Genomic DNA, 23,769 nt, shown 5'->3' on the forward strand with positions numbered 1-23,769 from the left:
TACGACCCGTGCGCCGCCATCACGACATCGGCGGCGGCGCCGTGTCGGCCGAAGGCAGGGGGATGAACTCGTCATGGTCCGCATCGGGCAGTTTCATCCGCCCTTCCTTCCAGTCCTCGGCCGCCTGCGCCAGCCGCTCCTTCGAGGAACTGACGAAATTCCAGAACAGGAACCGCTCGCCAACGGACTCGCCCCCCAGCACCATCGCGGTCGTGGGCGCCAGGGCCCGAAAGGATGAGACATCGGGCCCCAGCACCAGCATCCGTCCCGCCGCGTATTGCTCTCCATCGATCTCGATCGCACCCTGGGCGATATAGACAGCCCGCTCCGGGTAACCCATGGGAATTTCCGCCCGCACCCCGGCATCCAGCTCCAGATGCACATAGAAGAGCGGCGAATGCGTCCGCGCGGCAGCGGTCAGGCCGTAAGCGTGGCCGGCAATCACCTGCCCCCGCACCCCGCCCGCATCCCATTGCGGCAGATCCGCCCCCTCATGATGCGAGAAGGACGGCGCCGCTTCCTCATCTCCCTTCGGCAACGCGACCCACGCCTGGATACCGTGCAGATGATCGCCGACCGCCCGCGCTTTCTCGAACCGCTCGCTATGCGTGATCCCGCTTCCGGCCGTCATCCAGTTGACCTCCTGCGGCCGGATCGCCTGTTCCGACCCCAGACTGTCGCGATGCATGACCTCGCCCGAGAACAGATAGGTGACGGTCGACAGGCCGATATGCGGATGCGGCCGCACATCCACGCTGCGATCGACCCCGGCCGCCAGATCCAGCGGCCCCATATGGTCGAAGAAGATGAACGGCCCGACCATCCGCCGCCGCGCGAACGGCAGAATGCGTCCCACTTCCAGACCACCGCCCAGACTGCGGCGACGCTGCTCGATCATCATCTCGATCATCGCACTTCTCCCTTCCAGCCTCACATGATCGAACCGCCCCGCCACAGGCGGCGGGGGCAATCACCCCCGCCACCGTCACGGCGATCCAGGCGCGCTCAGGCAGCGATCCCGCCAAAACGCCCGTTATTGAAATCCTCGATCGCCTGACGGATCTCCTCCTGCGTGTTCATGACGAAGGGCCCATATCCGGCAATCGGTTCATTCAGAGGCTGACCCGTCAGGACCAGGAAACTGGCCTCTTCCGCCGCCTGAAGCGTCACCTCCGTTCCCTCCCGACTCAGCAGAGCGAACTGCGCGCTGCCCAGTTCCGTACCGCCATTCACAATCAGGCGCCCCTCCAGCGAGACAATCGCCGTACTGTGCCCGGCGGGCAGGTCGAGCGTGACCTGCGCACCGGCCCGCAGCGTGCCGTCCCACACATTCAGCGGCGAGAAGATGCGCGCCGGCCCCTGCGCCGCCCGATACTCTCCGGCGATGATGCGCAGCCGCCCGGCATCGTCGGCAAAGCGCACCACCGGAATATCGGCCGCATGCAGCGTCTGATAGGCCGGCGGCGCGGCCTTGTCCTTCGCCGGCAGGTTCACCCACAACTGCACCATCCGGAACGCGCCGCCCTGCCTTGCATAGGACGCCGAATGGAACTCCTCATGCTGGATGCCATTCCCCGCCGTCATCCACTGCACGTCGCCCGGTCCGATGACGCCACCGCCACCGGCGGAATCGCGGTGCTCGACCTCGCCGTCATAGACGATCGTCACCGTCTCGAACCCCTTGTGCGGATGCTCGCCCACACCGCGCCGGCTTTCCGTGGGGCCGAACGCATAGGGCCCGGCATAGTCCAGCAGCAGGAACGGGCTCAGATGCTCGCCGAAATTGCTGTAGGAAAACAGGGAGCGGACCGGAAACCCGTCCCCCACCCAATGGCCGCGATCATTGCCGTAGCGGCCGAGAATCGTCTTCTGCATTGCCCATACTCCCAATCGACAGCACCCCGATGGAGGGCGCCCTTGCATGACAAGGACAATGGGGCGTTCCCCGCGCCGCATGAAGATTGCCGTATCGAACGGTGCGTCCTATTCATGAGACGATGAAGGACCTCAACGACCTTTATTACTTCGTGCAGGTCGTCCGCCACGGCGGCTTCGCCAGCGCCGCGCGCGCCACCGGGCTGCAGAAATCCCTTCTCAGCCGCCGGGTACGCCTGCTGGAGGAACGGCTGGACACGTTGCTGCTCCAGCGTTCCTCCCGCCATTTCTCGGTCACCGATGCCGGGCGCGCATTCTACGAACGCTGCGCGGTGGTCCTGGAAGACGCCGAGGCGGCGGAGCAATCGGTCGCGCAGCACCATGCCGAACCGTGCGGCATCATCCGCCTCAGTTGCCCGGTAGCCCTCCTGACCTTCCAGTTCGGGGCGCTGCTCGCCAAATTCATCATGCGCTACCCCGCCGTCACCCTCAGCCTCGAGAGCACGAACCGACGGGTGGAGGTGCTGGAGGAACGGTTCGATCTCGCCATCCGCGTGCGCTTCCCGCCGCTGGAATCGGAAAATCTCATCATGCGCGTGCTCGACACCAGCACACAGTGCCTGGTTGCCGCACCTGGCCTGATCGCAGCCCCCCTCACCTCGCCCGCGGACCTGAACACGCTGCCCAGCCTCGATTTCAACACCGCCTCCACCAGCCATTCCTGGCTTCTCGAAAGCAGGGACGGTCAGACGGCAACGATCTTCCACACGCCGCGCCTGGCAACCGACGACATGGCCGTCCTGCGCGAGGCAGCACTGGCCGGCGCAGGCATCGTCCAGCTCCCGACCATGATGGTCTGGCGAGACATCGCGGAAGGTCGCCTGATCCACCTTCTCCCCGACTGGCGGCCCCGCGCCGGAATCGTGCACGCCGTCTTCCCCTCCCGCCGGGGGCTTACCCCCGCCGTGCGCACACTGATCGACTTCCTCGCCGCCGAATGCGCCGCCCAGCGGCACGATGCGTCACGGGTTCTGCAACCATGACGGAGATTGTCACGAATGCGCCGGGGACCATTGATAGCGGACAACCATGATCGGCAAATGATCATGCGGAGATTCGCCACTCTTGCGCAGGCCGTGCCTTTCATAGAAGCGGCGCGCCGCGACATTGCCGGAACCGGTCCGGAGCCAGAATCCCTCATGCATGTCACGTTTAGCCACATCGAGCAGGATGGACCCGATGCCCGAGCGCTTTTTCATCGGGGCGACGAAAAGCTGCCGGAGCCAGGACTCCCCAGGCTCGAACGCCAGAAATCCGACGATCTCAGCCCCGTCACGCGCGACATAAACGCGCCACGCCCGCGTCCATTCGAACTCGAGACGCTCACGATATTCCGCCACAGCCGACACGGTATGGGCGTCGAGACCCGTAGACAGCGCACTCGCATGCCAGAGCTGCGCAACCGTATCGAGGTCGGACGCGCGCAATTCGCGCACCTGAACATTCTTCATGTCTTGCCCCTATGTTCCAATCCCGACAGACATGTCTCCCGAGCGGAGGCAGCGCCCGGAAAATGGACGAATATCCTGAAGACACGCATGATCAGGCGGATATCACCCTGTGATACTATTCTTTTTCCAGACAAGCTCCCAGAAGGTTGCCGACATGAGGCGCCTGCCTGCCCTTGCCTTCCTCTGCGCCCTGTCGGCAGGCTGTGCGGACGATCAGGGCCAGGGCGATCTGCACACGGCCGTTTCCCGCTGTTTCGCAACCTATCCGTTCCGCAAGGGCACCGCATACGACCGGTTCAGTTGTATCGCCGGCGCCCATCTCCACTACGGCCCGAACGCACTCGGCCCCCAGTACGACCTGGTTTCACAGATCGACATGGCCTCCCTGCGCATTGGCCTGGATGTCGACACCGGCACATTGAGCGTGCCGGAAGCCGAGAAAGAACTGCACTGGGTCACCACCAAGGCCCAGAACGAGGCCATTCAGCGATCGAACAGCCAACCGGTCACAACAGCGCCCCGCATGGACGATAAAAGACCGGCCAGTTGATCGGCCGGAAAACCCTTACTGCGTCCGGGGAATAACGGCCGGGTCGGAAGATTTCGCATCGGGATTGAGCACGACCGATCCGGATTGCGGGGAATAGGTGCCGGACGTCGACTGGTTCGGCGTGATAGGCGGATGGAACGCCGAAACAGGGCCGAATATGCCGCCGGCGGATTTCTTCATCGTGCCTTCCGGCTGGCGCGCACATCCGCGGGTGATAATGGAACAGATCCCGTCCGTTCCGAACAGTTCGTCATTGTCGCCCGTATAATGCACGTCCGACACCCGGTCATGGTCCAGGCGGATCACGGCCGTGCAGGTCGTCCCGCCACCGCCGCCGAACTGCGAGATCGTCGTAACGATGTCGCCCACCGGAATCAGCGTCGAACCGCCATAGCTCGGCTGCTTGTGCGTGCCGGTATAGACGAAGATCTGGGTCGTATCGTTCAACTGCTTGGTGGCAGCCGGAATCCCGGCACATGCCTGCAGATCGTAGGACGTCATCCCGATCATGGTAATCTGCGCCGTGTGCGCCGCCCGTGCATCCAGATATCCGCATCCACCCAGACCGAGAGAGAGCGAAGACACAGCGAGCAGACACAGAGTGCGACAGTTCATTCCCGGATTATCCCCACATCTCGATCGAACCACGCCCGGCACGGCGCATTTGTCCGACGACCCTAGTGCGCTCTTTCCGGTCGATGCAAGGCCGGGCCGGGCACAAAATACCCATTTCGCAATGAAACGGGCCGTTACAGGAATTATGGCCACATCATGATGGGCCGATCCTCAAATATCTTAATGAAAGGCTTACGCCTTTACTTCACCATTGCCTTCCGCGCCCCGCACTATCATCATGATGCCTATCGCCAGTACGGAGGGCGTCGTCCACGACGGATCGAAAGACCGGGCACGCCAGCCCGGCCGCAGCGTCCTCGACACGCCATCCGGCACCACGGGCCGCCATGCGGAACCGCATCGGAAATCCAGGGAGAATCCGCCACTCATGTCGCTTCTGTCTCGCCATACATCGCTTGCCCAGCCCGCTCTTGTGGCAAGCCTGCTCGCACTCGGCGCCTGCACGGCCGGCCATCCTCCCGCACCACCCCTGCCGGCCCTGCAAAAAGCCCCCGACCTGACGACGGCCGACGCGGCTTTCGTGCAGAAACTCAACGACATGAACGTAACGCAGATCGCCCTGGCCAAGGCGGCCCGGACCCACGCGGCCCGCAGCGACATCGCAACCCTCGGCGCGACCATTGAAAAGGACCTGACAGGCAACCAGGACAAGCTGGCGAAACTGGTAGCCCCCCACGCCATCACCCTGGCAGCCAAGCCTTCCCCCGAAGACCAGAAAATCGTCGACCGGATGCAGCATCTTCATGGCCCCGCATTCGACCGAAGCTATATCCGCTATCTTTCGCGCAACCAGGCCGGAATGAGGCCCGTCATCGAAACCGAGATCGCCACCTCGAAGAACACCGACCTGGCCAAACTCGCAACCGACACCAAGACCATGCTGGCCGCCTACACGGCCCAGCTCAAATAACCCCCTTCCGGAACGCGACGTAGGCAACACACAGCCTGAAGAGAGGTGCCGGTGGATATCAAGATTGTCGAACTGGATAACGAGGCTCTCGTCAACGACCTCGATGACTTGTCGGGGATTCTTGTCGACAGTGTCACGGCTGGAGCCGCCATCGGCTTCATGCTGCCCCTGTCAAAGGAAGAGGCAAGTCGTTTCTGGTCGCAAGATATCGGGAATGCACTATCGCGGGGAGAGCGCATCCTCTTTGGCGCCAGGCTGGGGCCGCGCCTCGTCGGCACTGTGCAGCTTGTCACAGCCTGTCCACGAAATCAGCCGCATCGCTGTGAAATAGCCAAGATGATGGTACATCCCGAAATGCGCCAGCGCGGCATCGGACGGATGCTGATGAATGCCGCACTCGAGCGCGCCCGCGACATCGGCAAGACCCTTGTGACATTGGATACGCGCAGCGGCGATGTCGCCCAGGGATTGTATTCGTCACTGGGTTTCGAAATTGCCGGTGAAATCCCCGATTACGCATGGGATTCCGATGGTCAGGCGATGCATGCCACGACCTACATGTTTCGACGCCTGTAGGCATATCCTCTGCAATTTCCATTTTCCCGTGCGCGTACAGACGCCCCGAATGTCACTCCCTGCCGAACAGCCGAATCGGCGATGAACGATCTGACAGCCGCCATAACGCTCAAGGCGGGGCGGAAGGCGAGCTTCCTGAAATACGGGGCAGCGCCCCGCTCGCACCCTTGTCCTCCCCGGCCTCAGCCGGCTCCGAAGGCAGTGAAATCAATTCCACACTCTGCGCCGGCCGCGCCAGCCGAATACCCTCGCCGGCGAAACGCTGGACCAGAAGCCGATTGAACGCCCGCTGCACCGGCCACCGGGCCGCATCGGTGCAGACGATCTGCCCCAGCAGCGTGACGGCCTGGGATGAAACCGCATTCACCCCCCAATATTGCAGGTCGCTCAACATGCCGGGGGCAAGTTCCGGGTCCTGGCGCATGCCCTCCACAATCTCCGCCAGCAGGGCGGCGGCACGGTCGATATCCTGGTCCGGCGCGATATCGACGCTGACGGCGGCATTGCCCACACCGCGATTGGTGTTGGTGACGGTGGAAACCGCGCTGAAGGGAATGATATGCACCGACCCGTCGCTCGCCCGCAGGCGCAGCGTGCGGATCGACAATGTTTCCACCACGCCGGACAGGCCGCCGGCAGTCACCGTGTCTCCCACCTCCATCGCGTTTTCCAGCAGCAGGAAAATGCCGGTAATGAAATCCTGCACCAGCTTCTGCGACCCGAACCCGACGGCAACACCGATGATCCCCGCCCCGGCCAGCAGCGGCGCGATATTCAGCCCGATCTGGCTGAGCACGGTCATGACCACCACAATGCTCAGACACACCAGCAGCACGGTGCGCAGGATCGGTGAGAGCGTGCGCAGCCGCATCGCCCGCCCAGGCTGCGCGCTGCTGGTATAATGGCCGATCTGCCGATCCAGCGCGGCATTGACATATTCCCAGACGACGATGCCGATCGCCAGCGCCACCAGCACCGTGGCCGCGGCCGAAACCAGCCGGCGCCCCACCTTGCCGTTATCGAACCACGCGAAGGCCGGCACCCCCCAGGCCTGCAACAGCGTGACGGCACCCGCGATTCCCAGTATCCACGCCAGCATCTGGCGGACATACGGGTAATAGCGCACGCCACGCCGAACCAGGCCCGATGCCGCCATGTCCGCATCCTGATCAGGGCGGAACGCACGGTCCAGCAACCCGAACAGCAGGATCGCCAGCGCCCGGAACACGATCAGAACGCCGAGGGCAATGGCACACAGGCGCCACACTCTCGTATAGCCCCCCGGAATGTCGGCCGCCGACACCAGCCACAACGCCCCGTCGAGGACCAGCGCGAAGATCCACCACCGCTCGGCCAACCCGTCGAACAGACCATGGCCCAGCCGCCAGCGCAGCATGCCCGGCGGCTGCAACATGCGCGCGACCGGGCGCCGCACCTGCACGATCAGCCCCGCCACCAGCAGATGTTCCTCCAGCAGGATCACCAGCCCGATCGCATCCTGCCCCGGTTCGGACAGCCCCAGCAGCCCGCCTGCATCGGCCAGGCACAGCGCCGCGACAGGCAGCGCGATCAGCGCGGTCGTCCATCCTGTGAGAATCCGCGCCATACCATCACTCAGCGGCACCGGCCGCAGATGCGGCAGCCGGGGCGACAGCAGGGCACCCAGCCCGATGATCGCCGCACGACCGATCGCATAGGCATTGATGACCATCAGCATGATCTGCGCCGTCGGCAACGCGTCATCCTCGCCGGCCAGAACATTGGCCATCAGCGTGGCGATCCCCAGGAACGCGGCGAGCGGCGTCAGTTCCAGCACCAGACGCAGCACGATCCAGGGCAGCAGACGCAATTGCCGCAGCAGGCGCGCGGCACGCCAGCGGGTCGCGGCCTCCTGCACGCGCACCCGTTCCGCAGAGGCACCGTTATCTTCAGCCGCGACGGCCGCACCGGGCGGCGGCCCCACCGCTTCATGATCCGGCTCGCGGGCCGGCAGCGGCAGGCGCGTCGCCAGCATCGTGTCGATCCGGACCAGATACCGGCGCAGCAGCATGGCCACTCCGCGCTCGAGGGCGAGCCCGATCAGCATCACCAGCCCCAGCCGCCACCCCAGCGCAACCAGCCCATCGCGCCGGGCACCGGGCGCCATGATCCGCCGCCCCCAGACGCCCACACTGCGCAGGTCCGTAAACAGGGCACCGAAATGGCGCACATGCTGGGTCACCGCGCCCGCAATCCCCCCCAGCCCATGCAGGGCCACAGCCCCCAGACTGCCCGGGGCCAGGGCGATCGGCGCCGGAGCCGGAGCCGGAGCCGGAGCCGCCGCCTTGGCCGCGTCCGCCGCAGGCGGTGGGGCAGCGGCCGCCTTGCCCGCCGCACCGGCAGGCGTCCGGGCCGCCGCATCCGGCGGCAGTCCCTGCAATGCGCGCAGATCCTGCAGAAAGGCCGCCCGCCGCTGCGGATCATCCAGCGTGTTCAGCAGATGCTGCAATTGCGCCTGGTCCGGCGTCGCCCCCTGCCCCCCAGGCACGGCACGATCCTGCGCCCGCGCCACCGGGAACAGCCCGGAACGCGGCACGATCAATGCGGACAGAAGCATGACCGTCATCAGCGCAAGCGCAACACGCAGACAGGCGGAAGACAGGCGATGGCGAGACGTAACAGAGGCGTCGACGGGCATGAGTCCTCCGGCTGAGCGATCTGGCGGACGGATATGGACCGACGGCGGCATATGCGTGTGCGCCGGGCGCGCGGCCCTAAACGCATGAGACAACAGGAAAGTTCGCGCGCACCCCGGCTGACGCGCGGCCGCACCGACGAGGACCGGTCTGGAAACGTGGGCGGGGCAAGCGGGAACGCCCCCCGGAGCCGACCCCATCATGTGCCTGCAAACCGGCCGCCACGGCGTACGCCGCCCGGGCGCACGACCAGCCAGGCCCAACGAAAAACCGGGGCCAGAGGCCCCGGTTTCCCACATGATTCGGAGTGCAGGCTCAGCCTGTTCCGTCAGCAGAATGGCGCGAATGCCGCGCCAATGGTTTGATCTGGATCAAGCCGGCGCGTCAGGAATCGCTTCCGGCACAGGCGGCCCCTTGCCCACCTGGAACGTGTTCAGGAACATCCGCGTCACCGCCCGCGCGATCATCGCGATATGGGCCGGGTCGGAATCGACCGGCAATTGCAGGCGCTTGCGCCAGGTAATGCGCGTCTGGCACAGGGCATAGAAGAGTTCGGCCGCCAGTTCCGGGTCCGGCACGTCCAGAATACCGTCACTGGTACGCGCCCGCAGCCAGTCAGACAGGATGCCGATCGCCTTGCACGGCCCGACCTGCCAGAAAATCTCAGCCAGATGCGGAAAGGTCGCCGCTTCCGACACAACGATGCGGTTCAGCATCAGCGACAGCGGCGAAATGGTCAGCCGGATCATCGCGGTGGCAATGCCCTCCAGCGTGGCCTCGGGGCTCTGGGCCTCCCCGATCGTCTCGAACAGCTTCGGCAGCTTCTCGCAGGCACATTCCTCGATGAAGGCCGCGAACAGGCTCGCCTTGCTGTCATAGTAATTATACAGCGTGCCCTTCGAGACCCCGGCATCGCGCGCGATCTGCGACATGCTGGCGCCCTCATACCCGTGCTCGGCAAAGATCCGGGCCGCCCCATCCAGGATCTGCCGCCGCTTCGCGCTGGAAATCCCCGGCAGATCCGGCACGTGGGGCGACTGAACGGCTGACATGGCGCTTACTACCTCCGGCGACCATTGCTTTCCAGCCCGGACGGATTGACCGGGCGGGGAAAGCCGATAGGGTATCGGCAATGACCGAACCGGTCGGTCATTGTTCATCATGATGTCATATTGCCTCCCGTCATGTCGATAGGACCGCTGGCGGGACCGGAGGAAGCAGGGGACCGTCTGGTGTATAAGGGATATTCTTGGCGGGCCGCCATCATCGGATTATCCGCCCTGGCCGGTGGATGCGCGGTCGGGCCCGATTTTCACAAGCCCGCAAGCTGGACGCCCCCGCACTGGGCCGGTCCGGGCTCGTCCCCGCCGACCGGACCGGCAACGGGCCCGGTCACCAGCGACATTTCCGACGCAGCGCCCGATCCGGCCTGGTGGGACGTGTTCCACGATGCCGAGCTGTCGGCGCTGGAACGCCGCGTGGCTTCGCAGAACCTGTCGGTCGGCATCGCCACCGCCCGCCTGGCGCAAAGCCGCTCCCAGCTCCGCATTGCCGGGGCCGAACGCTATCCGGGCCTCAGCGCCGCGGGGTCGTATTCGCGCGCGCAATACAGCACCAAGATGCTGCAACGCATCGTCAGCGACGTGGGCAAGTCCCCGCAGGTACAGCAGGCCATCCGCCAGTCCGGGCAACTGGGCAACGCCACCCTGGCCGACGAATCGGGCCACCTGACGATTCCCCTCTTCGACCAGTGGAAAGACAGTATCGACGCGACGTGGGAGGTCGATCTGTGGGGCCGCGTGCGCAGGCAGTACGAAGCCGCGGGCGCCGACCTGCAGGCCTCGAACGAGGAACGGCGCGGCGTGCTGACGGCACAGATGGCCGAACTGGCCCGCGACTACATGGCCCTGCGCGAGGCCCAGACCCTGCTGCACATCCTGCTGGACAATCGCGACACCGCTGCCCGCACGCTGGAACTCAGCCGCCAGCGCAATCAGGCCGGACTGGTCAGCGAGCTGGACGTGCAGAGCGCTCAGTCCCAGCTCGACGCCACCACCGCCCGCATCCCGCAGACCGAGCAGCAGATCGCCGTGCAGGTCAACGCGCTCAGCCTGCTGCTGGGCGAACCGCCGGCCGCCCTGGCCGGCGAACTGCTCAAGGCCGAGGCCATTCCGCCGGTGCCGCCGCGCGTCCCGGCCGGCGTGCCGTCCGAGCTGGCCCGCCGCCGTCCCGACATCCGCCAGGCGGAAGCGCAACTGCACGCCGCCACCGCGCAGGTCGGCGAGGCGGTGGCCGAATTCTACCCCCGCGTCACCATCGATGCCGGATTCGGCTTCCAGTCGCTCTCGTTCCGCGACCTGGGGTTCTGGAACGCACGGGCGTGGAATGTCGGCCCCTCGATCACATTGCCCATCTTCCAGGGCGGCCGACTGCGCGGCCAGCTCGAACTGCGCAAATCCGCCCAGCAGGAAGCCGCGATTTCCTACCGCCAGACCGTGCTGGGCGCGTGGCACGAGGTCGATAACGCGCTGACCGCCTATCGCGACGAACAGATGCGCCGCGACAGCCTGGCGCGCGAGGTCGCGGCCGACCAGCGCGGGCTGGACCTGGCCCGCGACCAGTATCGTCACGGTATGGTGACGTTCCTGACGGTGCTGGACGCCGAACGCCGCCTGCTGGCCGCCCAGACCGACCTCACCGGCAGCACGGCCACCCTGTCGACCGACCTGGTGCAGCTTTATTCCGCCCTCGGCGGCGGCTGGGAGACCACCTTCCCCGACTCCATTCCCGCCGGCTCTGCCCCGCATACGGTCGCGCAAGCGTCTTCCCATGGCCCGGCCTGATGGGAACTTCGCGTCGAAACCTGCTTTTCCGAACGACTCCAGCCGGCTTCAGGCTTGGCGGATGGCGGGCGGCAGCGTATAAGCCGCCCGTTTCGCGGCGGGTCCCTGTCGGGCGATGATCTCGTCCCGGGGGCAATATTCAAGGACGCGCACCATGATCACACTGCCCCCCGATTACCATCCCTCGGAAGACGAGGAGTTCATGAACCCGCTTCAGGTGGAATATTTCCGCCAGAAGCTCCTGAAATGGCGCGCCGATCTGCTGAAAGAAGCGGACGAGACCCTGGCCAGCCTCTCCGAAGGCGGCATCCACGAAGCCGACATCACCGACCGCGCCAGCGTCGAGACCGATCGCGCGCTGGAACTGCGCACCCGCGACCGGGCCCGCAAGCTGATTTCCAAGATCAACCAGGCCCTGCTGCGAGTCGAGAACGGATCATACGGATTCTGCGAGGAAACCGGCGAGCCGATCGGCCTGAAACGGCTGGAAGCCCGCCCGATCGCCACCCTGTCGATCGAGGCGCAGGAGCGGCACGAGCGCATGGAAAAGATCCACCGCGACGACTGACCGCACTTCGGCGGGGGCATGACCGGCTATCATACGGCCCGGTCATGTTTTCTCGCCAAGGGGGGTTGCAACACTCCCCGGGAGGCGGTAGGAACCGCCCACCCCGTTGCTGCTGTAGCTCAGTGGTAGAGCACTCCCTTGGTAAGGGAGAGGTCGACAGTTCAATCCTGTCCAGCAGCACCATGATTTCCCTTAGCTTTCTTCGGCAAGTGCCGGCACATTTTCTGTGCCAGTTGGCACAGAAAATCCCGAGAATGCGGATAACGCATCCGATGCGCGCCCCAGCATCCGTCCCAGCGCAGCCTCTCGCTGGCACGATGGTTGCCGGACCGGCGCCAGCCCTTGAACCGGCCCACGCCGTCCATCATGGGGTGATCGAAGCCATCATGAAGAGGCGGGTCAGTTAATGCTGACCGGCTTCACCGCTTGCGAGGCACGAATCGACGCCTCATGCATCGCCTTCAATGATGCATCAACGCGCGCCCTGATCGTCTCCGGGGGACCTGAAACGCCTCCAGCGACAGAAACGCGGGTCTATGGCAGCGGTCGACGTTCGATGCCTTTCCGGTCTCGCCGACAGCGCATCGATCTTTTCTGTCTCGTCGACCATGGACAAAAATTGTCGGTCTGTAATTCTGTGGCAGCAGCGTAACAAATGCACCAGCGGAAGCAATATCGGCAGGCGTCCCGATGACTGTATTTCTATAAGTGTTTCAATTGCGGCTACCCGTGCCAATTTCGTCATGGGACGAAGAACCAATAGAACGTTCAGGAACTGCAACTGCAAATCCGGTGCAAGTGTTCGCACGACTTCTTGGACCATAAATCGAGGCATCAGCACATTATCCTCTGCTCTATGTTCGCAATTACAAATTAATCTCACTTCGTTAATAAACCATGATGCAGAGGAAAAGAATTCTTATGCGGCCAAGTTTCCTTCTCTCTCTTTTATCTTTTATTCCTAAATTCTATGAATACGCGGGTATCCGCTGTCCGCATGGCCACTCCCGCATCCGCGCGGCGAGCGGCTAATGGGCCGCCCGCGCGCGGACCGGGCGGATCACCTGACTCTGACGTAGGAGAAAATTCCGTATCATGGACATATTGACGATGGCCCGCGCCATGGGCGCCGCACGCGCAGAACTGAGCCGTCAGAGTGCTGAGGGGCCAGATGCACCAACGATCGGATTTGACGGTTGGCCGACAGACGTGACCCTGGAGGGCCATTTCGATATCGAGGCCCTGGTGAAGGCCATCCTGTCCGGGGTGGCAGCTCACACGTAAGAACCTGTCTGGACCTGCGCGCCAGCAGCGTGTCCTCCGCGCGTTTCCACGCCGGGCGCGGCCCTCCGGGCCGCTCTCGGAGACTGCCCGCTCCACGCGCCCGCGCAGCCTCCGTCACAGGGTCCGCGCGGCACCCTCTGCCAAAGGCGTCACACCAGGGACGCCCCCGCCCGGCGCGCCGACAGCCGCCCATGCAGCAGCACCAGCGCCGCCAGCCACGCCATATCCAGCAGGAACGGCACATACAGATGCCCGCCCCAGACGATATCCAGCCCGATCGCCAGCAGGAAGGCGATGGCCAGCCAGTTACTGACCGGCGCCCCCGGCAGCGCCGCCACCTGCCCCCGCGCGCCGTCCGCGCTGCGCCGATAGGCCAGATGCGCCACCATGATCGACGCCCAGACGAAGATCAGCAGAAACGCCACACCCTGGATCGCGTAGCCGAACAGCCGGTCGGGCAGGAAATAATTCAGCACCACGCCGGCCAGCACGGTGGCGAACGAGACCGCGAAAGCCATCGCGGGCACCCCCGCCGCCGAACGCTCACGCAGCCGCGCCGAGGCCATGCCGCTTTCGGCCAGCGACGCCAGCGTGCGGCTGGTGGCATACAGCCCGGCATTGCATGACGACAGCGCCGCCAGCGCCATGACGGCATTGATCGCCTCGCCCGCCGTCGGCAGCCCCATATGCTGGAAGGCCAGCACGAACGGGCTATGCGTCGCATCCGCCTCGCCCCACGGCACGATCGCCATGATCACGGCCAGACTGCCCACATAGAAGACGATGATGCGCCCGACGATGCCGTTGATCACACGCGGCAGCACCCGCACGGCATTATCCGTTTCGGCCGCCGTCAGCGCGATGATCTCGGTGCCGCCGAAGGCGAACAGCGCCATCGGCAGGATGGCGGCAAAGCCGGCCATCCCATGCGGCAGCATCACCCCCGCATCCCACAGATGGCCAAAGGAGGCACGCGGCCCCGCCGGCCCCACATGACCCAGGATCGTGACCAGCCCGCAGCCGATCAGTGCAACGATGGCCCAGATCTTGATGATGGCCAGCCAGAATTCCATCTCGCCGAAGGTCGCCACGGCACGCGACCCCACGGCCAGCAGCACGCCCCCCAGCACAGCGGCGACCGCCCATTGCGGCACCTCCGGAATCCAGTGGCGCACGAAGATCCCGGCAGCGGTGATCTCGGAAATGCACACCAGCGTCCAGATCAGCCAGTAGCTCCAGCCGACCAGGAATTCCATGCGTGCGCCCAGATACCGCCCGACAAAGGCGTTCAGCGTCCGCCCTTCCGGGTCCGACAGCGCCAGTTCCGCCGCCGCCCGGCCGATCAGGAACACGACGATTCCGCACAGCACATAGGCCAGCAGCACCGACGTCCCCGCCTGCTGGATCGCCCCGCCGGACCCGAGGAACAACCCGGCCCCCACCGACCCGCCCAATGCCATGAACAGAATATGGCGCTGCTTCAGACCCAAGAACCGTCCCCCCGAAACCAACAGGGGCGGCGCCATGCCGCGCCGCCCGGGCCCTCACCATAGACACGGCCCATGCCGGCGCAAAGCCGGATCGCAGGGGAAACGACCGGACGGACGGCGCGATTATTTGGTGGTGTACCCGCCATTGATCAGGATGGTCTGGCCGGTGATCCACCAGCCCTCGGACACCAGGAAGCGGATGAAGGGCGCCACGTCCCCGATTTCCGTCAGGCCGGTGGGGCTGAAGGCCGACAGCGCCGCCGCCTGCTTGTGATAGGCCACGGCTTCCGGCGCCTCCTGCCCGTAGAAGAACGGCGTATCCATCGGGCCCGGCCCCACCGCGTTGACCGAAATCCCCCGCGCGCCGAACTCCTTCGAGGCCGCGCGGGTATAATGCTCCACCGGCGCCTTGGCCCCGGCATAGGTCGAATAGAAGGGCGTATAGGCCCCCAGCAGCGAGGTCACCAGCGTCACCAGCTTGCCGTTATCCTTCAGGTAAAGCCCGGCCTCCTTGATGAAGAAATAAGCCGCCTTGGAATTGATCGCCGTCATCGCGTCGAATTCCGCCTCCGTGGTTTCCACGATCGGCTTCTTCAGCACCTTCCCCACGGTATTGATCGCGATATCCGGCCGGCCGATCGCCCCCACCGTGTCCGCGAACAGCGCGCCACAGGCCCCGGCACGGGTCAGATCGGCCTGAAAGGCCACCGCATCGGCCCCCGCCGCGCGGATGTCGGCCAGGGTCTTCTCGGCCTCGGGCCGCGAGGAATCGCTGTTGTAATGGATCGCGATTGCCTTCGCCCCGGCCGCCGCCAGGTCGCGCGCGATCAGCCCGCCCAGATTCTTCGCCCCGCCGGCAATCAGGACCGTCTTTCCACGAATGCTGTGATCGGCCATCTCGATGGCTCCTTCCCGTGCCCCCGCCGGATGCGGGAGATCATGCGCCGCACGATATCATTCCAAAAACGCGGATAAATTTGCGTTTCCGAACAACACATGTCGTAGAATCCGAACAAACACCCCCATGCCGGGAGGGTTCCGAGGCCAATAATGGACCGCATCGACCTGTTCCGCATCTTCGCCCGCGTGGTCGAAAGCGCCAGCTTCACCCGGGCCGCCGCCACGCTGGACCTGCCGCGCTCCACGGTCTCGACCGCGATCCAGGATCTGGAGGCCAGACTTGGCACCCGCCTGCTGGCCCGCACCACCCGCCGCGTCGCCCCCACCCCGGACGGCGCGGCCTTCTACGAACAATGCGTCCGCCTGGTGGCGGATGTAGAGGAAGCGGAAGGCCAGTTCCGCCGCGAACCCGGCGGCCCGCACGGTGTGCTGCGGGTGGACATGCCCGGCCGCATCGGCCGGCTGGTCGTCGCCCCCGCCCTGCCCGACTTCCTGGCCCGCCACCCCGGCATCAGCATCGAACTGGGCGTGACCGACCGCGCCGTGAACCTGATCGAGGACGGAACCGACTGCGCGCTGCGCGTCGGCCCGGTGCACGATTCCACGCTCATCGCCCGCCACATGGGCGAATTCCGCCTGCTCAACGTGGCCAGCCCCGCCTATCTGGCCCGCCACGGCACGCCGCACCACCCGGACGACCTGCCCAACCACCTGGCCGTCCGCTACGCCTCCCCCGCCACCGGGCGCGTCGAGCCCTGGGAATGGGTCCAGGACGGCACAATCCGCACCCTCCCCCTGCCCGGCCGCGTTACCGTCAACAGCGCCGAAGCCCTGATCGCCTGCTGCCTGGCCGGACTGGGCATGATCCAGGTCCCCGCCTACGATGTGCAGGACCATCTGCGCTCCGGCGCGCTGGTCGACCTGCTGCCCGACTGGCGCGCCGAGCCCATGAAGCTCACCCTGCTGCATCCCCACCGCCGACACGCCGCACGCCGCGTGCGCGTCTTCGCCGACTGGCTGGCCGGGCTGCTGGCCCCCTTGTTGCGGGCCTGAGAGACTAAATTTTCAAACAGTCTTTAACTTTAACGTGCCATGACCGGCTGGTGATGGTGAGATGGACACTGGAAAGCCTCTTCCTGTTCTTTTTTGAAAAAAAGAACCAAAAAACTTCTGGACGTTTTAAACAAAACCCTGCCAGCCCGCGCGGAGGCCAATGAGACAAAAGTCTTTTTGCTTCTTTTTCTTCAGAAAAAGAAGAACCATCCTCCCGCTCCTCGCCCTGAACGGTTGCGCCCTGCGCGGCGCGCCTTCCTTCCCCATCGTCGGCGCCTATTTCCCGGCCTGGATGCTGTGCGCACTCACGGGCATCGCCGTGGCCGTGGGGCTGCGCGTGGTGTTCCTGCAAACCGGGATCGACGCCCTGCTCAGCTTCCGCCTGTTCACCTATGTCGCCCTGGGCACGCTGGCCGCCCTCGCCCTATGGGCGCTGGCATTCGGGCCCTAAGCATGGAGCGGATACACATGGGCGGCAGAAGCCGCATCGGCATCCTGATCGCCCTGGCCTGCATCGGCGCGGCCATCCTGGCCGGGCTCTATGTCGCCCATTGGGACGATGCCTACCCCTCGACCGACAGCGCCACCATCGACGCCGAACTGGTCCATGTCGCCTCGGTCGTCGGCGGCCGGCTGGTCGACCTGCCGGTCCGCGAGAACCAGCATGTCCACAAGGGCGACCTGCTCTACCGCATCGACCCGGAACCCTACGCGCTGACAGTGCGGCAGGCCGAAGCCAATCTCGCACTGGCCACGGCGGAACTGGCCAACCAGCGCCGCCTGCTGGCCGTCCGCACGGCGCAGGCCGCCACCGCCCGCGACCAGGTCACACGGGCACAGACCAACCGCGACCTCGCCGACCGCACCGTGACGCGGCTGGAGCCATTGGCCAGCCGCTCCTACGTCCCATGGCAGCAATACGACCAGGCGCGCGTGGCGCGGAACGACGCCGAGATCTCACTGGCCCAGGCCCGCCAGCAATCGGCGGCTTCCGAGGTCGCAATCGGCGACCTGGCCAGCGCAACGGCCGCACAGGCCGCCAGCCAGGCGGCACTCGACCGCGCCCGCTACGAACTGCGCCAGACGGCGGTAACAGCCCCGACCGACGGCTACGTCACCAGCCTGCGGGTAAAGGCAGGCGAGGTTCTGGCCCCCTCACAGGTCCTGTTCACCCTGATCGCCGACGAGGCATGGTACGCCGTCGCCAATCTGCGCGAAATCACCCTCCCGGCCGTCCACCCCGGCGACTGCGCCACGATCTATTCGATGATCGACCGCCGCACCCCGATCCAGGGCCGGGTGGAGAGCATCGGCTGGGGCGTGCTGTCGGCGGATTCGGCCGGGCCGGCCCGCACGCTGCCCCTGGTGCCGCGGCAGATGGACTGGGTGCATGTCGCCCAGCGCTTCCCGGTGCGGGTGCATCTGCAAGGAGCCACCCCCACCCTGTTGCGGATGGGTGCCACAGCCACGGTCGAGATCCGACATGGCGCCGCCTGTCCCTGACCCCGGCATGGCCGACGCCCCCCTCACGCCGCCCCGCCTGTGGCGCCTGGTGCGCGACCCCACGCCCGGCCGGCTGGGCCACGCGCTACGCATGGCGGCCGGCTGCACGACCACGGTTCTGTTGGGCGAAATCTGGCAGATACCCGACCTGGCGGTGCCGGCCCTGGTCACCCTGGCGCTCTGGCAGAAGGACCGCGTGACCAACGCCGTGGCCGGCGTGGCGGTCAACCTGCTGATCGTCATCCTGCTGGTGCTGATCTACGGGCTGATCGCGCTGACGCTGGACCACCCGGTGGCGCTGGTGCTGGTCATCACCCTGCTGTCCTTCGGCTTCTTCTTCCTCGGCTCGGCCAGCAAGCTGAAGCCGGTGGCCTATATGCTGGGGCTGATCGTGGTCTACGGGCTGGTCGCCATCGATCAGGCCCCGATCGGCGAAATCGTCACCCGCGCGCTGCTCTATACCGACCTGTTCCTGGCCGTGCCCGGCGCGGTCATGCTGGTGCTGGGCCTGCTCATCTGCCCCTCGCCGCGCCGGATTCTGACCGACGACATCGCCGCCCGCCTGCGCCTCAGCGCCGCCCTGCTGCGCGGCACCGACGCCGAGGCCCGCGCGCACGCCACCGGCCTGCTGCGCGAAGGCGCCACCGGAATGACGAAGGCCCTGCGCATGGCCGGCCTGGAACGGCTGTGGCACCCAGCCGACCTCGCCTGCCTGCGCCAGGCGGCCGATTGCGCCGTCGCGGTCCTGGCCCTGGCGGACTCCGAGGCCGCGCACCAGCACGACGCACCGCCCCAGGCGCTGATCGACGCGCTGGAGGAAATGGCCGCCATCTTCGCCGACGGCGACTACCCGACCGCCATCGCCGCCCCCGCCACGCCGCCCGACCGGCCGGCCTGCGCGGCCATGGCCGCTCTGCTGGCGGTCTTCACCACCCCCGACCCGACGTCCGGACAGCAGGACGCGCCGGCGAAAAAGAAAGGCGGCTTCTTCGCCCCCGATGCCTTCACCAATCCCGTCCATGTCCGCTTCGCGGTAAAGGGCACCGCCGCCGTCATGACCAGCTATCTCCTGTTCCGGCTGATCGACTGGCCGGGCATCCATACCTGCATCATCACCTGCTTCATCGTCGCCCTGCCGACGATGGGCGAAATGATCGCCAAGCTGACGCTGCGGATCAGCGGCGCGCTGATCGGCGGCGCCATCGGCATCGCCGCCATCCTCTTCGTCCAGCCGCATCTTCAGGACATCACCGGCTTCCTGATCCTGGTCTTCGCGGTCTCGCTGCTGGCGGCATGGGTCAAGACCGGCGACGAGCGGATCGCCTATGCCGGGCTCCAGATCGGGCTGGCCTTCTACCTGACCGACCTCAAGGGCTACGGCCCCACCAGCGACATGGCGACGGCCCGCGACCGCATCGTGGGCATCATGCTGGGCAACGCCATCACCTACGCCATGTTCACCAGCTTCTGGCCCACCAGCGCCTATGACGGCATCGCCCAGCGCCTGCACGCGGTCGCCGCCCTGCTGCGCCGCCAGCGCACGGCCACCACCAGGCAGGAGCAGGCCGCCTGCGTCGCCGCCCTGCAATCCGCCGTCTCGCAGGGCGAACGACAGGTGGAATACGCCCTCGCCGAGCCCATCCACATCCGCGCGGAAATGGACCGGATCACCGCCTTCCAGACCGGCTTCGCCGACGCCAGCCGCCTCGGCGCCGACATGCTCGACGGCACGGCAGCCGACCCCGGCGCCCGCATCGCGGCGCTGGAGGCGCTGGCATCATGAAAAGCCGCTTCAAAACCGCCGGCACGCCGCGCCGCGCGTCCCTGCCCACACTGGCCGCAACCGCGCTGCTGCTCGCCGGATGCGCCACCGCAGAACTGGCCACCGCCCCGCCGCGCCCGGACCGGCCCTGGACCCCGGACGTGACGGCAGCGGGCACCATCGTACCACCCGGCCACGGACAGCGCGGCCTGACGCTGCCGCCCGGATACACCCTGCCCGCCGACCCGGCGGTGGTAACGCGCGGCGCCTCGCCCGCCCTGCCGGCACAAACAGCGCACCCCTACACGCTGGCGGACCTCATCGACGTTGCGCAATCCGCCAATCCCCAAACCCGCCGCGCCTGGAATACCGCGCGCGACGCGGCGCTGGCGGTCGGCATCGCCCGCAGTACCTACCTGCCGCACCTGACGGCCACCGTGGTCGGCGGCTGGTCGCACAGCCACGGCCAGACATCCGATGCATCGCTGGACACCAACGGCGACGGCACACTGCCACTGGGCAACGGCCCCGGCACCCGCACGTCCGGCGCCGGCGAGGTGCAGACGCTGGGGCTGGAATGGCTGCTGTTCGATTTCGGCCGGCGCGCGGCCACCATCGCGGCGGCGCATCAGGCGCAGATCGCCACCAATATCCTGTTCACGGCGGCGCACCAGAAGGTGATCTATGCCGTCACCACCGCCTTCTACACCCACGCCGCTGCCACTGCCCGCGTGCGCCTCCTGCACACCGCCCTGGACAATGCGCGCCGCGTCCAGGCGGCGGCCGAGGCCCGGCTGCACCAGGGCCAGGGCACGATCGTCGACGTCACGCAGGCACGGCAGGCCACGGCGCAAATCGCCCTCCGCCTGGTCCAGGCCGAAGGCGATGACGAAAACACCTATCTGACCCTGCTGGCCGCCACCGGCGTCTCCGCCGAAACCCGGATCGGGCTGGAAGACGTGTCGGGCCGCCCCCTGACCCAGGACGACGCCCGGCTGAGCGAGGACATGGTCAAGCGCGCGGTAGCCCGCCGCCCCGACGTACTGGCCGCCTATGCGGCGGCGCGCGCGGCCCACAGCCGCGTCAGCGCGGCACGTGACGCGTTCCTGCCCAGCATCTTCATGACCGGCAACGTCTCCTACGCCACCGGCCGCATGAACCTCACCTCGGTGCCCGGCATCGGCAGCGATTCCGCGCCGACGCTGAACCTGTCGGCCAACCGTTTCAGCAGCCTGGTGCTCGGCGGCATCAGCGTGCCGATCTTCGATGGCGGCCTGCGCGCGGCGGTGGTCAAACAGGCGCAGGACCAGTCGGACAGCGCCGAGGCCACGCTGCGCGAGACGGTCAACGACGCCATCCAGCAGATCGTGGCGGCGGAAAACGCCCTGCGCACCGGCCTGCACGCCTACGCCGCCGCAACCACGCTGCGCACGGCCGCCCAGACCAGCTTCGACGCCTCCCTGACCGCCTATCGCAGCGGCACCGGCGCGATCACCCAGACGCAACTGGCGCAGAACGGCCTGCTGGACGCCGACATCAGCCGCTCCGACGCCTATTACGCCACATTGATCGCCGCCGCCGGGCTCGCCTTCGGCACAGGCGCATTAGGTGGGGCCGGGTTGTAAATGCGCGCTGGCGGCGATCCGACGCGCGTTTCCTGTGCTTCGGTGCTCACTTCCATCAAGGCCGCTCCGCTCCGATGCTCGGAAACACACGCCGGCCGTGCCGCTGCGCGGCACTCTCGCTCACCAGCCCACATTTCCAATCCGGCCCTCCGACCCTGAAGGCCCGCGGGCGCACGCAAACCCACCCAAGAATAATCATATAACTAATTGTTATATAATATTTTTCTACGAAATTATTATGGCACTCAGTGCCATTTTTCACAAGGATGTGACCGCGCTCCCGATTGCCGGTCATCCCCCCATCTATATAACGCGGGATACAGCAACACGGACCAACCCGGTCCTGTTTGATGTCCGGCTCCGTTTCCGGCCGCCTGTCGGATAGGGCCGTCGCAGTCCAAGGAGTGTCCGCAATGTCTGTCAACGAACAGCCGCCGTTCAAGGCACGCTACGAGAATTATATCGGTGGAGAGTGGGTGGCCCCGGTCAAGGGCGCCTACATGTCCAACATCACCCCCGTCGACGGAAGCGTGCTGTGCGAGGTCCCGCAATCCACCGCCGAGGATATCGAACTGGCGCTGGATGCCGCCCACAAGGCGTTCAAGGGCTGGGCCCACACCTCCCCCGCCGACCGCTCGCTGATCCTGCTCAAGGCCGCCGACCGGATGGAGCAGAATCTCGACCTGCTGGCCCGCGCCGAAACCTGGGATAACGGCAAGCCGATCCGCGAGACGCTGAACGCCGACATCCCGCTGGCGATCGACCATTTCCGCTATTTCGCCGGCTGTATCCGCGCCCAGGAAGGCGCGCTGAGCGAGATCACCGACACCACGATCGCCTATCATTTCCACGAGCCGCTGGGCGTGGTCGGCCAGATCATCCCCTGGAACTTCCCGCTGCTGATGGGCTCGTGGAAGCTGGCCCCCGCGCTGGCCGCCGGCAATTGCGTGGTCATGAAGCCTGCCGAGACCACCCCCGCCAGCATCCTGGTGCTGATGGAACTGATCGGCGACCTGTTCCCGCCCGGCACGCTCAACATCGTCAACGGCCTGGGCCGCGATGTCGGCGCCGCCCTGTCCAACAGCAACCGCATCGCCAAGATCGCCTTCACCGGCTCCACGCCGACGGGCAAGATGATCGCCCACGCGGCGGCCGAACACCTGATCCCGGCGACGCTGGAACTGGGCGGCAAGTCGCCGAACATCTTCTTCGCCGACGTCATGGACCATGACGACGATTATCTGGACAAGGCCATCGAGGGCTTCGCCCTGTTCGCGCTGAACCAGGGCCAGATCTGCTCCTGCCCCAGCCGCGCGCTGGTGCACGAATCGATCTACGAACGTTTCATCGAGCGCGCCCTTCCCCGCGTAAAGGCGATCAGGCAGGGCAACCCGCTGGACCCCACCACCATGATGGGCGCCCAGAACTCGCTGATGCAGCAGCAGAAGATCCTGGACTATATCGACATCGGCAGGAACGAGGGCGCGCAGCTCCTGACCGGCGGCGGCAAGCCCGATCTCGGCGCCGTGCTCCAGGAAGGCTTCTACGTCCAGCCCACCGTCTTCAAGGGCAACAACAAGATGCGGATCTTCCAGGAAGAGATCTTCGGCCCGGTGCTGGCGGTCACAACCTTCCGCACCGAGGAAGAGGCCCTCGCCATCGCCAATGATACCGAATTCGGCCTCGGTTCGGGCGTCTGGTCCCGCAACGCGAATACCTGCTACCGTATGGGACGCGGTATGGAAGCTGGACGTGTGTGGATCAACTGCTATCACGTCTATCCGGCTCACGCCGCCTTCGGCGGCTACAAGAAGTCGGGGATCGGTCGTGAAACGCACAAGATGGTGCTAGAACATTATCAGCAGACCAAGAATCTCCTGGTCAGCTACAGCGAGAAGAAGCTCGGCTTCTTCTGAGACCGCCGCGGGGGCGCAGGACACGGCGCCCCTACCCAACCCGGCAGGGCCCCGGCCCGCGCCGGGCCACCCGTGGCAACCCCTTGCAGATG

Annotated in this window: 21 protein-coding genes and 1 tRNA gene; 14 read left to right on the forward strand and 8 right to left on the reverse strand. The window is 66.0% G+C overall.

Annotated features, from left to right (window positions below; all coding sequences use genetic code 11):
- Positions 1–19: 19 nt before the first annotated feature.
- Positions 20–910 (reverse strand): pirin family protein, encoded by an 891-nt coding sequence (locus HLH35_RS01750; protein WP_182977475.1) that lies wholly within the window; start codon positions 908–910, stop codon positions 20–22.
- Between the two features lie 95 nt (positions 911–1,005).
- Positions 1,006–1,875 carry a pirin family protein gene (locus tag HLH35_RS01755; protein WP_182977476.1) on the reverse strand — a complete coding sequence of 290 codons (870 nt, stop codon included), beginning with the start codon at positions 1,873–1,875 and terminating at the stop codon, positions 1,006–1,008.
- A gap of 122 nt (positions 1,876–1,997) precedes the next feature.
- Here HLH35_RS01755 and HLH35_RS01760 point away from each other — a divergent pair, with 122 nt between their 5' ends.
- A complete protein-coding gene (locus HLH35_RS01760; RefSeq protein WP_182977477.1) occupies positions 1,998–2,918 on the forward strand; it encodes a LysR substrate-binding domain-containing protein in 921 nt (306 codons plus the stop codon).
- Positions 2,919–2,927: 9 nt separating this feature from the next.
- On the opposite strand, the gene HLH35_RS01765 is transcribed toward HLH35_RS01760, so the two are convergent.
- Entirely contained in the window at positions 2,928–3,371 is a 444-nt protein-coding gene (locus HLH35_RS01765; protein WP_182977478.1) for a GNAT family N-acetyltransferase, read from the reverse strand.
- Between the two features lie 169 nt (positions 3,372–3,540).
- On the opposite strand from HLH35_RS01765, the gene HLH35_RS01770 reads away from it, so the two are divergent.
- Positions 3,541–3,936 (forward strand): hypothetical protein, encoded by a 396-nt coding sequence (locus HLH35_RS01770; RefSeq protein ID WP_182977479.1) that lies wholly within the window; start codon positions 3,541–3,543, stop codon positions 3,934–3,936.
- 15 nt (positions 3,937–3,951) lie between these two features.
- Here HLH35_RS01770 and HLH35_RS01775 read toward each other — a convergent pair whose 3' ends face one another.
- Positions 3,952–4,446 carry a hypothetical protein gene (locus tag HLH35_RS01775; protein ID WP_182977613.1) on the reverse strand — a complete coding sequence of 165 codons (495 nt, stop codon included), beginning with the start codon at positions 4,444–4,446 and terminating at the stop codon, positions 3,952–3,954.
- Between the two features lie 493 nt (positions 4,447–4,939).
- Between HLH35_RS01775 and HLH35_RS01780 the strand changes: the two genes are divergently transcribed.
- On the forward strand, positions 4,940–5,482 hold the full coding sequence (locus HLH35_RS01780; RefSeq protein ID WP_182977480.1) for a DUF4142 domain-containing protein: 543 nt from the start codon (positions 4,940–4,942) through the stop codon (positions 5,480–5,482).
- Between the two features lie 51 nt (positions 5,483–5,533).
- Complete coding sequence (locus tag HLH35_RS01785; RefSeq protein ID WP_182977481.1) at positions 5,534–6,058, forward strand: GNAT family N-acetyltransferase; 525 nt, start codon at positions 5,534–5,536, stop codon at positions 6,056–6,058.
- 109 nt (positions 6,059–6,167) lie between these two features.
- Here HLH35_RS01785 and HLH35_RS01790 read toward each other — a convergent pair whose 3' ends face one another.
- Entirely contained in the window at positions 6,168–8,735 is a 2,568-nt protein-coding gene (locus HLH35_RS01790; protein WP_182977482.1) for a mechanosensitive ion channel domain-containing protein, read from the reverse strand.
- A gap of 369 nt (positions 8,736–9,104) precedes the next feature.
- A complete protein-coding gene (locus HLH35_RS01795) occupies positions 9,105–9,785 on the reverse strand; it encodes a TetR/AcrR family transcriptional regulator (RefSeq protein WP_182977483.1) in 681 nt (226 codons plus the stop codon).
- 132 nt (positions 9,786–9,917) lie between these two features.
- Here HLH35_RS01795 and HLH35_RS01800 point away from each other — a divergent pair, with 132 nt between their 5' ends.
- The 4 genes from HLH35_RS01800 to HLH35_RS01815 all read left to right on the forward strand — a co-directional run bounded on the left by HLH35_RS01800 (position 9,918) and on the right by HLH35_RS01815 (position 13,428).
- Positions 9,918–11,576, forward strand: coding sequence for an efflux transporter outer membrane subunit (locus HLH35_RS01800; RefSeq protein WP_182977484.1), 1,659 nt, complete (start codon positions 9,918–9,920; stop codon positions 11,574–11,576).
- Between the two features lie 154 nt (positions 11,577–11,730).
- Positions 11,731–12,144, forward strand: a complete 414-nt coding sequence (dksA, locus tag HLH35_RS01805; RefSeq protein WP_182968246.1) for an RNA polymerase-binding protein DksA — start codon at positions 11,731–11,733, stop codon at positions 12,142–12,144.
- A 108-nt stretch (positions 12,145–12,252) separates the two neighbouring features.
- Positions 12,253–12,327: transfer RNA gene (locus HLH35_RS01810), tRNA-Thr, on the forward strand.
- A 912-nt stretch (positions 12,328–13,239) separates the two neighbouring features.
- The gene (locus HLH35_RS01815) at positions 13,240–13,428 is read left to right on the forward strand and encodes a hypothetical protein (RefSeq protein WP_182977485.1); all 189 of its coding nucleotides are present in this window, start codon (positions 13,240–13,242) and stop codon (positions 13,426–13,428) included.
- A gap of 149 nt (positions 13,429–13,577) precedes the next feature.
- On the opposite strand, the gene HLH35_RS01820 is transcribed toward HLH35_RS01815, so the two are convergent.
- Both HLH35_RS01820 and HLH35_RS01825 read right to left on the reverse strand, forming a co-directional pair.
- A complete protein-coding gene (locus HLH35_RS01820; protein ID WP_246384758.1) occupies positions 13,578–14,918 on the reverse strand; it encodes an amino acid permease in 1,341 nt (446 codons plus the stop codon).
- 123 nt (positions 14,919–15,041) lie between these two features.
- Positions 15,042–15,815 (reverse strand): SDR family oxidoreductase, encoded by a 774-nt coding sequence (locus HLH35_RS01825; protein WP_182977487.1) that lies wholly within the window; start codon positions 15,813–15,815, stop codon positions 15,042–15,044.
- 153 nt (positions 15,816–15,968) lie between these two features.
- Here HLH35_RS01825 and HLH35_RS01830 point away from each other — a divergent pair, with 153 nt between their 5' ends.
- The 6 genes from HLH35_RS01830 (at position 15,969) to exaC (ending at position 23,677) form a co-directional block, all read left to right on the forward strand.
- Entirely contained in the window at positions 15,969–16,871 is a 903-nt protein-coding gene (locus HLH35_RS01830) for a LysR family transcriptional regulator (protein WP_182977488.1), read from the forward strand.
- Positions 16,872–17,031: 160 nt separating this feature from the next.
- On the forward strand, positions 17,032–17,322 hold the full coding sequence (locus HLH35_RS01835) for a YtcA family lipoprotein (protein ID WP_182977489.1): 291 nt from the start codon (positions 17,032–17,034) through the stop codon (positions 17,320–17,322).
- Between the two features lie 17 nt (positions 17,323–17,339).
- Complete coding sequence (gene mdtN, locus HLH35_RS01840; protein ID WP_408870079.1) at positions 17,340–18,374, forward strand: multidrug transporter subunit MdtN; 1,035 nt, start codon at positions 17,340–17,342, stop codon at positions 18,372–18,374.
- Positions 18,355–20,157: an FUSC family protein gene (locus HLH35_RS01845; protein ID WP_182977491.1), complete on the forward strand. Its 1,803-nt coding sequence runs from the start codon at positions 18,355–18,357 to the stop codon at positions 20,155–20,157. Before mdtN ends, HLH35_RS01845 begins: the two co-directional genes overlap by 20 nt.
- Positions 20,154–21,761, forward strand: coding sequence for a TolC family protein (locus HLH35_RS01850; protein ID WP_182977492.1), 1,608 nt, complete (start codon positions 20,154–20,156; stop codon positions 21,759–21,761). Before HLH35_RS01845 ends, HLH35_RS01850 begins: the two co-directional genes overlap by 4 nt.
- Positions 21,762–22,174: 413 nt before the next feature.
- Positions 22,175–23,677 (forward strand): acetaldehyde dehydrogenase ExaC, encoded by a 1,503-nt coding sequence (gene exaC, locus HLH35_RS01855; RefSeq protein WP_182977493.1) that lies wholly within the window; start codon positions 22,175–22,177, stop codon positions 23,675–23,677.
- Positions 23,678–23,769: the final 92 nt, after the last annotated feature.

The organism is Gluconacetobacter asukensis, from assembly GCF_014174375.1.
Lineage (GTDB): Bacteria > Pseudomonadota > Alphaproteobacteria > Acetobacterales > Acetobacteraceae > Gluconacetobacter > Gluconacetobacter asukensis.

Excerpts from the sequence above, each read along its gene's own strand:
- HLH35_RS01750 (WP_182977475.1), bottom strand. The coding sequence starts at position 910 with ATGATCGAGATGATGATCGAGCAGCGTCGCCGCAGTCTGGGCGGTGGT.
- HLH35_RS01755 (WP_182977476.1), bottom strand. The coding sequence starts at position 1,875 with ATGCAGAAGACGATTCTCGGCCGCTACGGCAATGATCGCGGCCATTGG.
- HLH35_RS01760 (WP_182977477.1), top strand. The coding sequence starts at position 1,998 with ATGAAGGACCTCAACGACCTTTATTACTTCGTGCAGGTCGTCCGCCAC.
- HLH35_RS01770 (WP_182977479.1), top strand. The coding sequence starts at position 3,541 with ATGAGGCGCCTGCCTGCCCTTGCCTTCCTCTGCGCCCTGTCGGCAGGC.
- HLH35_RS01775 (WP_182977613.1), bottom strand. The coding sequence starts at position 4,446 with ATGATCGGGATGACGTCCTACGATCTGCAGGCATGTGCCGGGATTCCG.
- HLH35_RS01780 (WP_182977480.1), top strand. The coding sequence starts at position 4,940 with ATGTCGCTTCTGTCTCGCCATACATCGCTTGCCCAGCCCGCTCTTGTG.
- HLH35_RS01790 (WP_182977482.1), bottom strand. The coding sequence starts at position 8,735 with ATGCCCGTCGACGCCTCTGTTACGTCTCGCCATCGCCTGTCTTCCGCC.
- HLH35_RS01795 (WP_182977483.1), bottom strand. The coding sequence starts at position 9,785 with ATGTCAGCCGTTCAGTCGCCCCACGTGCCGGATCTGCCGGGGATTTCC.
- HLH35_RS01800 (WP_182977484.1), top strand. The coding sequence starts at position 9,918 with ATGTCGATAGGACCGCTGGCGGGACCGGAGGAAGCAGGGGACCGTCTG.
- dksA (WP_182968246.1), top strand. The coding sequence starts at position 11,731 with ATGATCACACTGCCCCCCGATTACCATCCCTCGGAAGACGAGGAGTTC.
- HLH35_RS01815 (WP_182977485.1), top strand. The coding sequence starts at position 13,240 with ATGGACATATTGACGATGGCCCGCGCCATGGGCGCCGCACGCGCAGAA.
- HLH35_RS01825 (WP_182977487.1), bottom strand. The coding sequence starts at position 15,815 with ATGGCCGATCACAGCATTCGTGGAAAGACGGTCCTGATTGCCGGCGGG.
- HLH35_RS01830 (WP_182977488.1), top strand. The coding sequence starts at position 15,969 with ATGGACCGCATCGACCTGTTCCGCATCTTCGCCCGCGTGGTCGAAAGC.
- HLH35_RS01835 (WP_182977489.1), top strand. The coding sequence starts at position 17,032 with ATGAGACAAAAGTCTTTTTGCTTCTTTTTCTTCAGAAAAAGAAGAACC.
- mdtN (WP_408870079.1), top strand. The coding sequence starts at position 17,340 with ATGGGCGGCAGAAGCCGCATCGGCATCCTGATCGCCCTGGCCTGCATC.
- HLH35_RS01845 (WP_182977491.1), top strand. The coding sequence starts at position 18,355 with ATGGCGCCGCCTGTCCCTGACCCCGGCATGGCCGACGCCCCCCTCACG.
- HLH35_RS01850 (WP_182977492.1), top strand. The coding sequence starts at position 20,154 with ATGAAAAGCCGCTTCAAAACCGCCGGCACGCCGCGCCGCGCGTCCCTG.
- exaC (WP_182977493.1), top strand. The coding sequence starts at position 22,175 with ATGTCTGTCAACGAACAGCCGCCGTTCAAGGCACGCTACGAGAATTAT.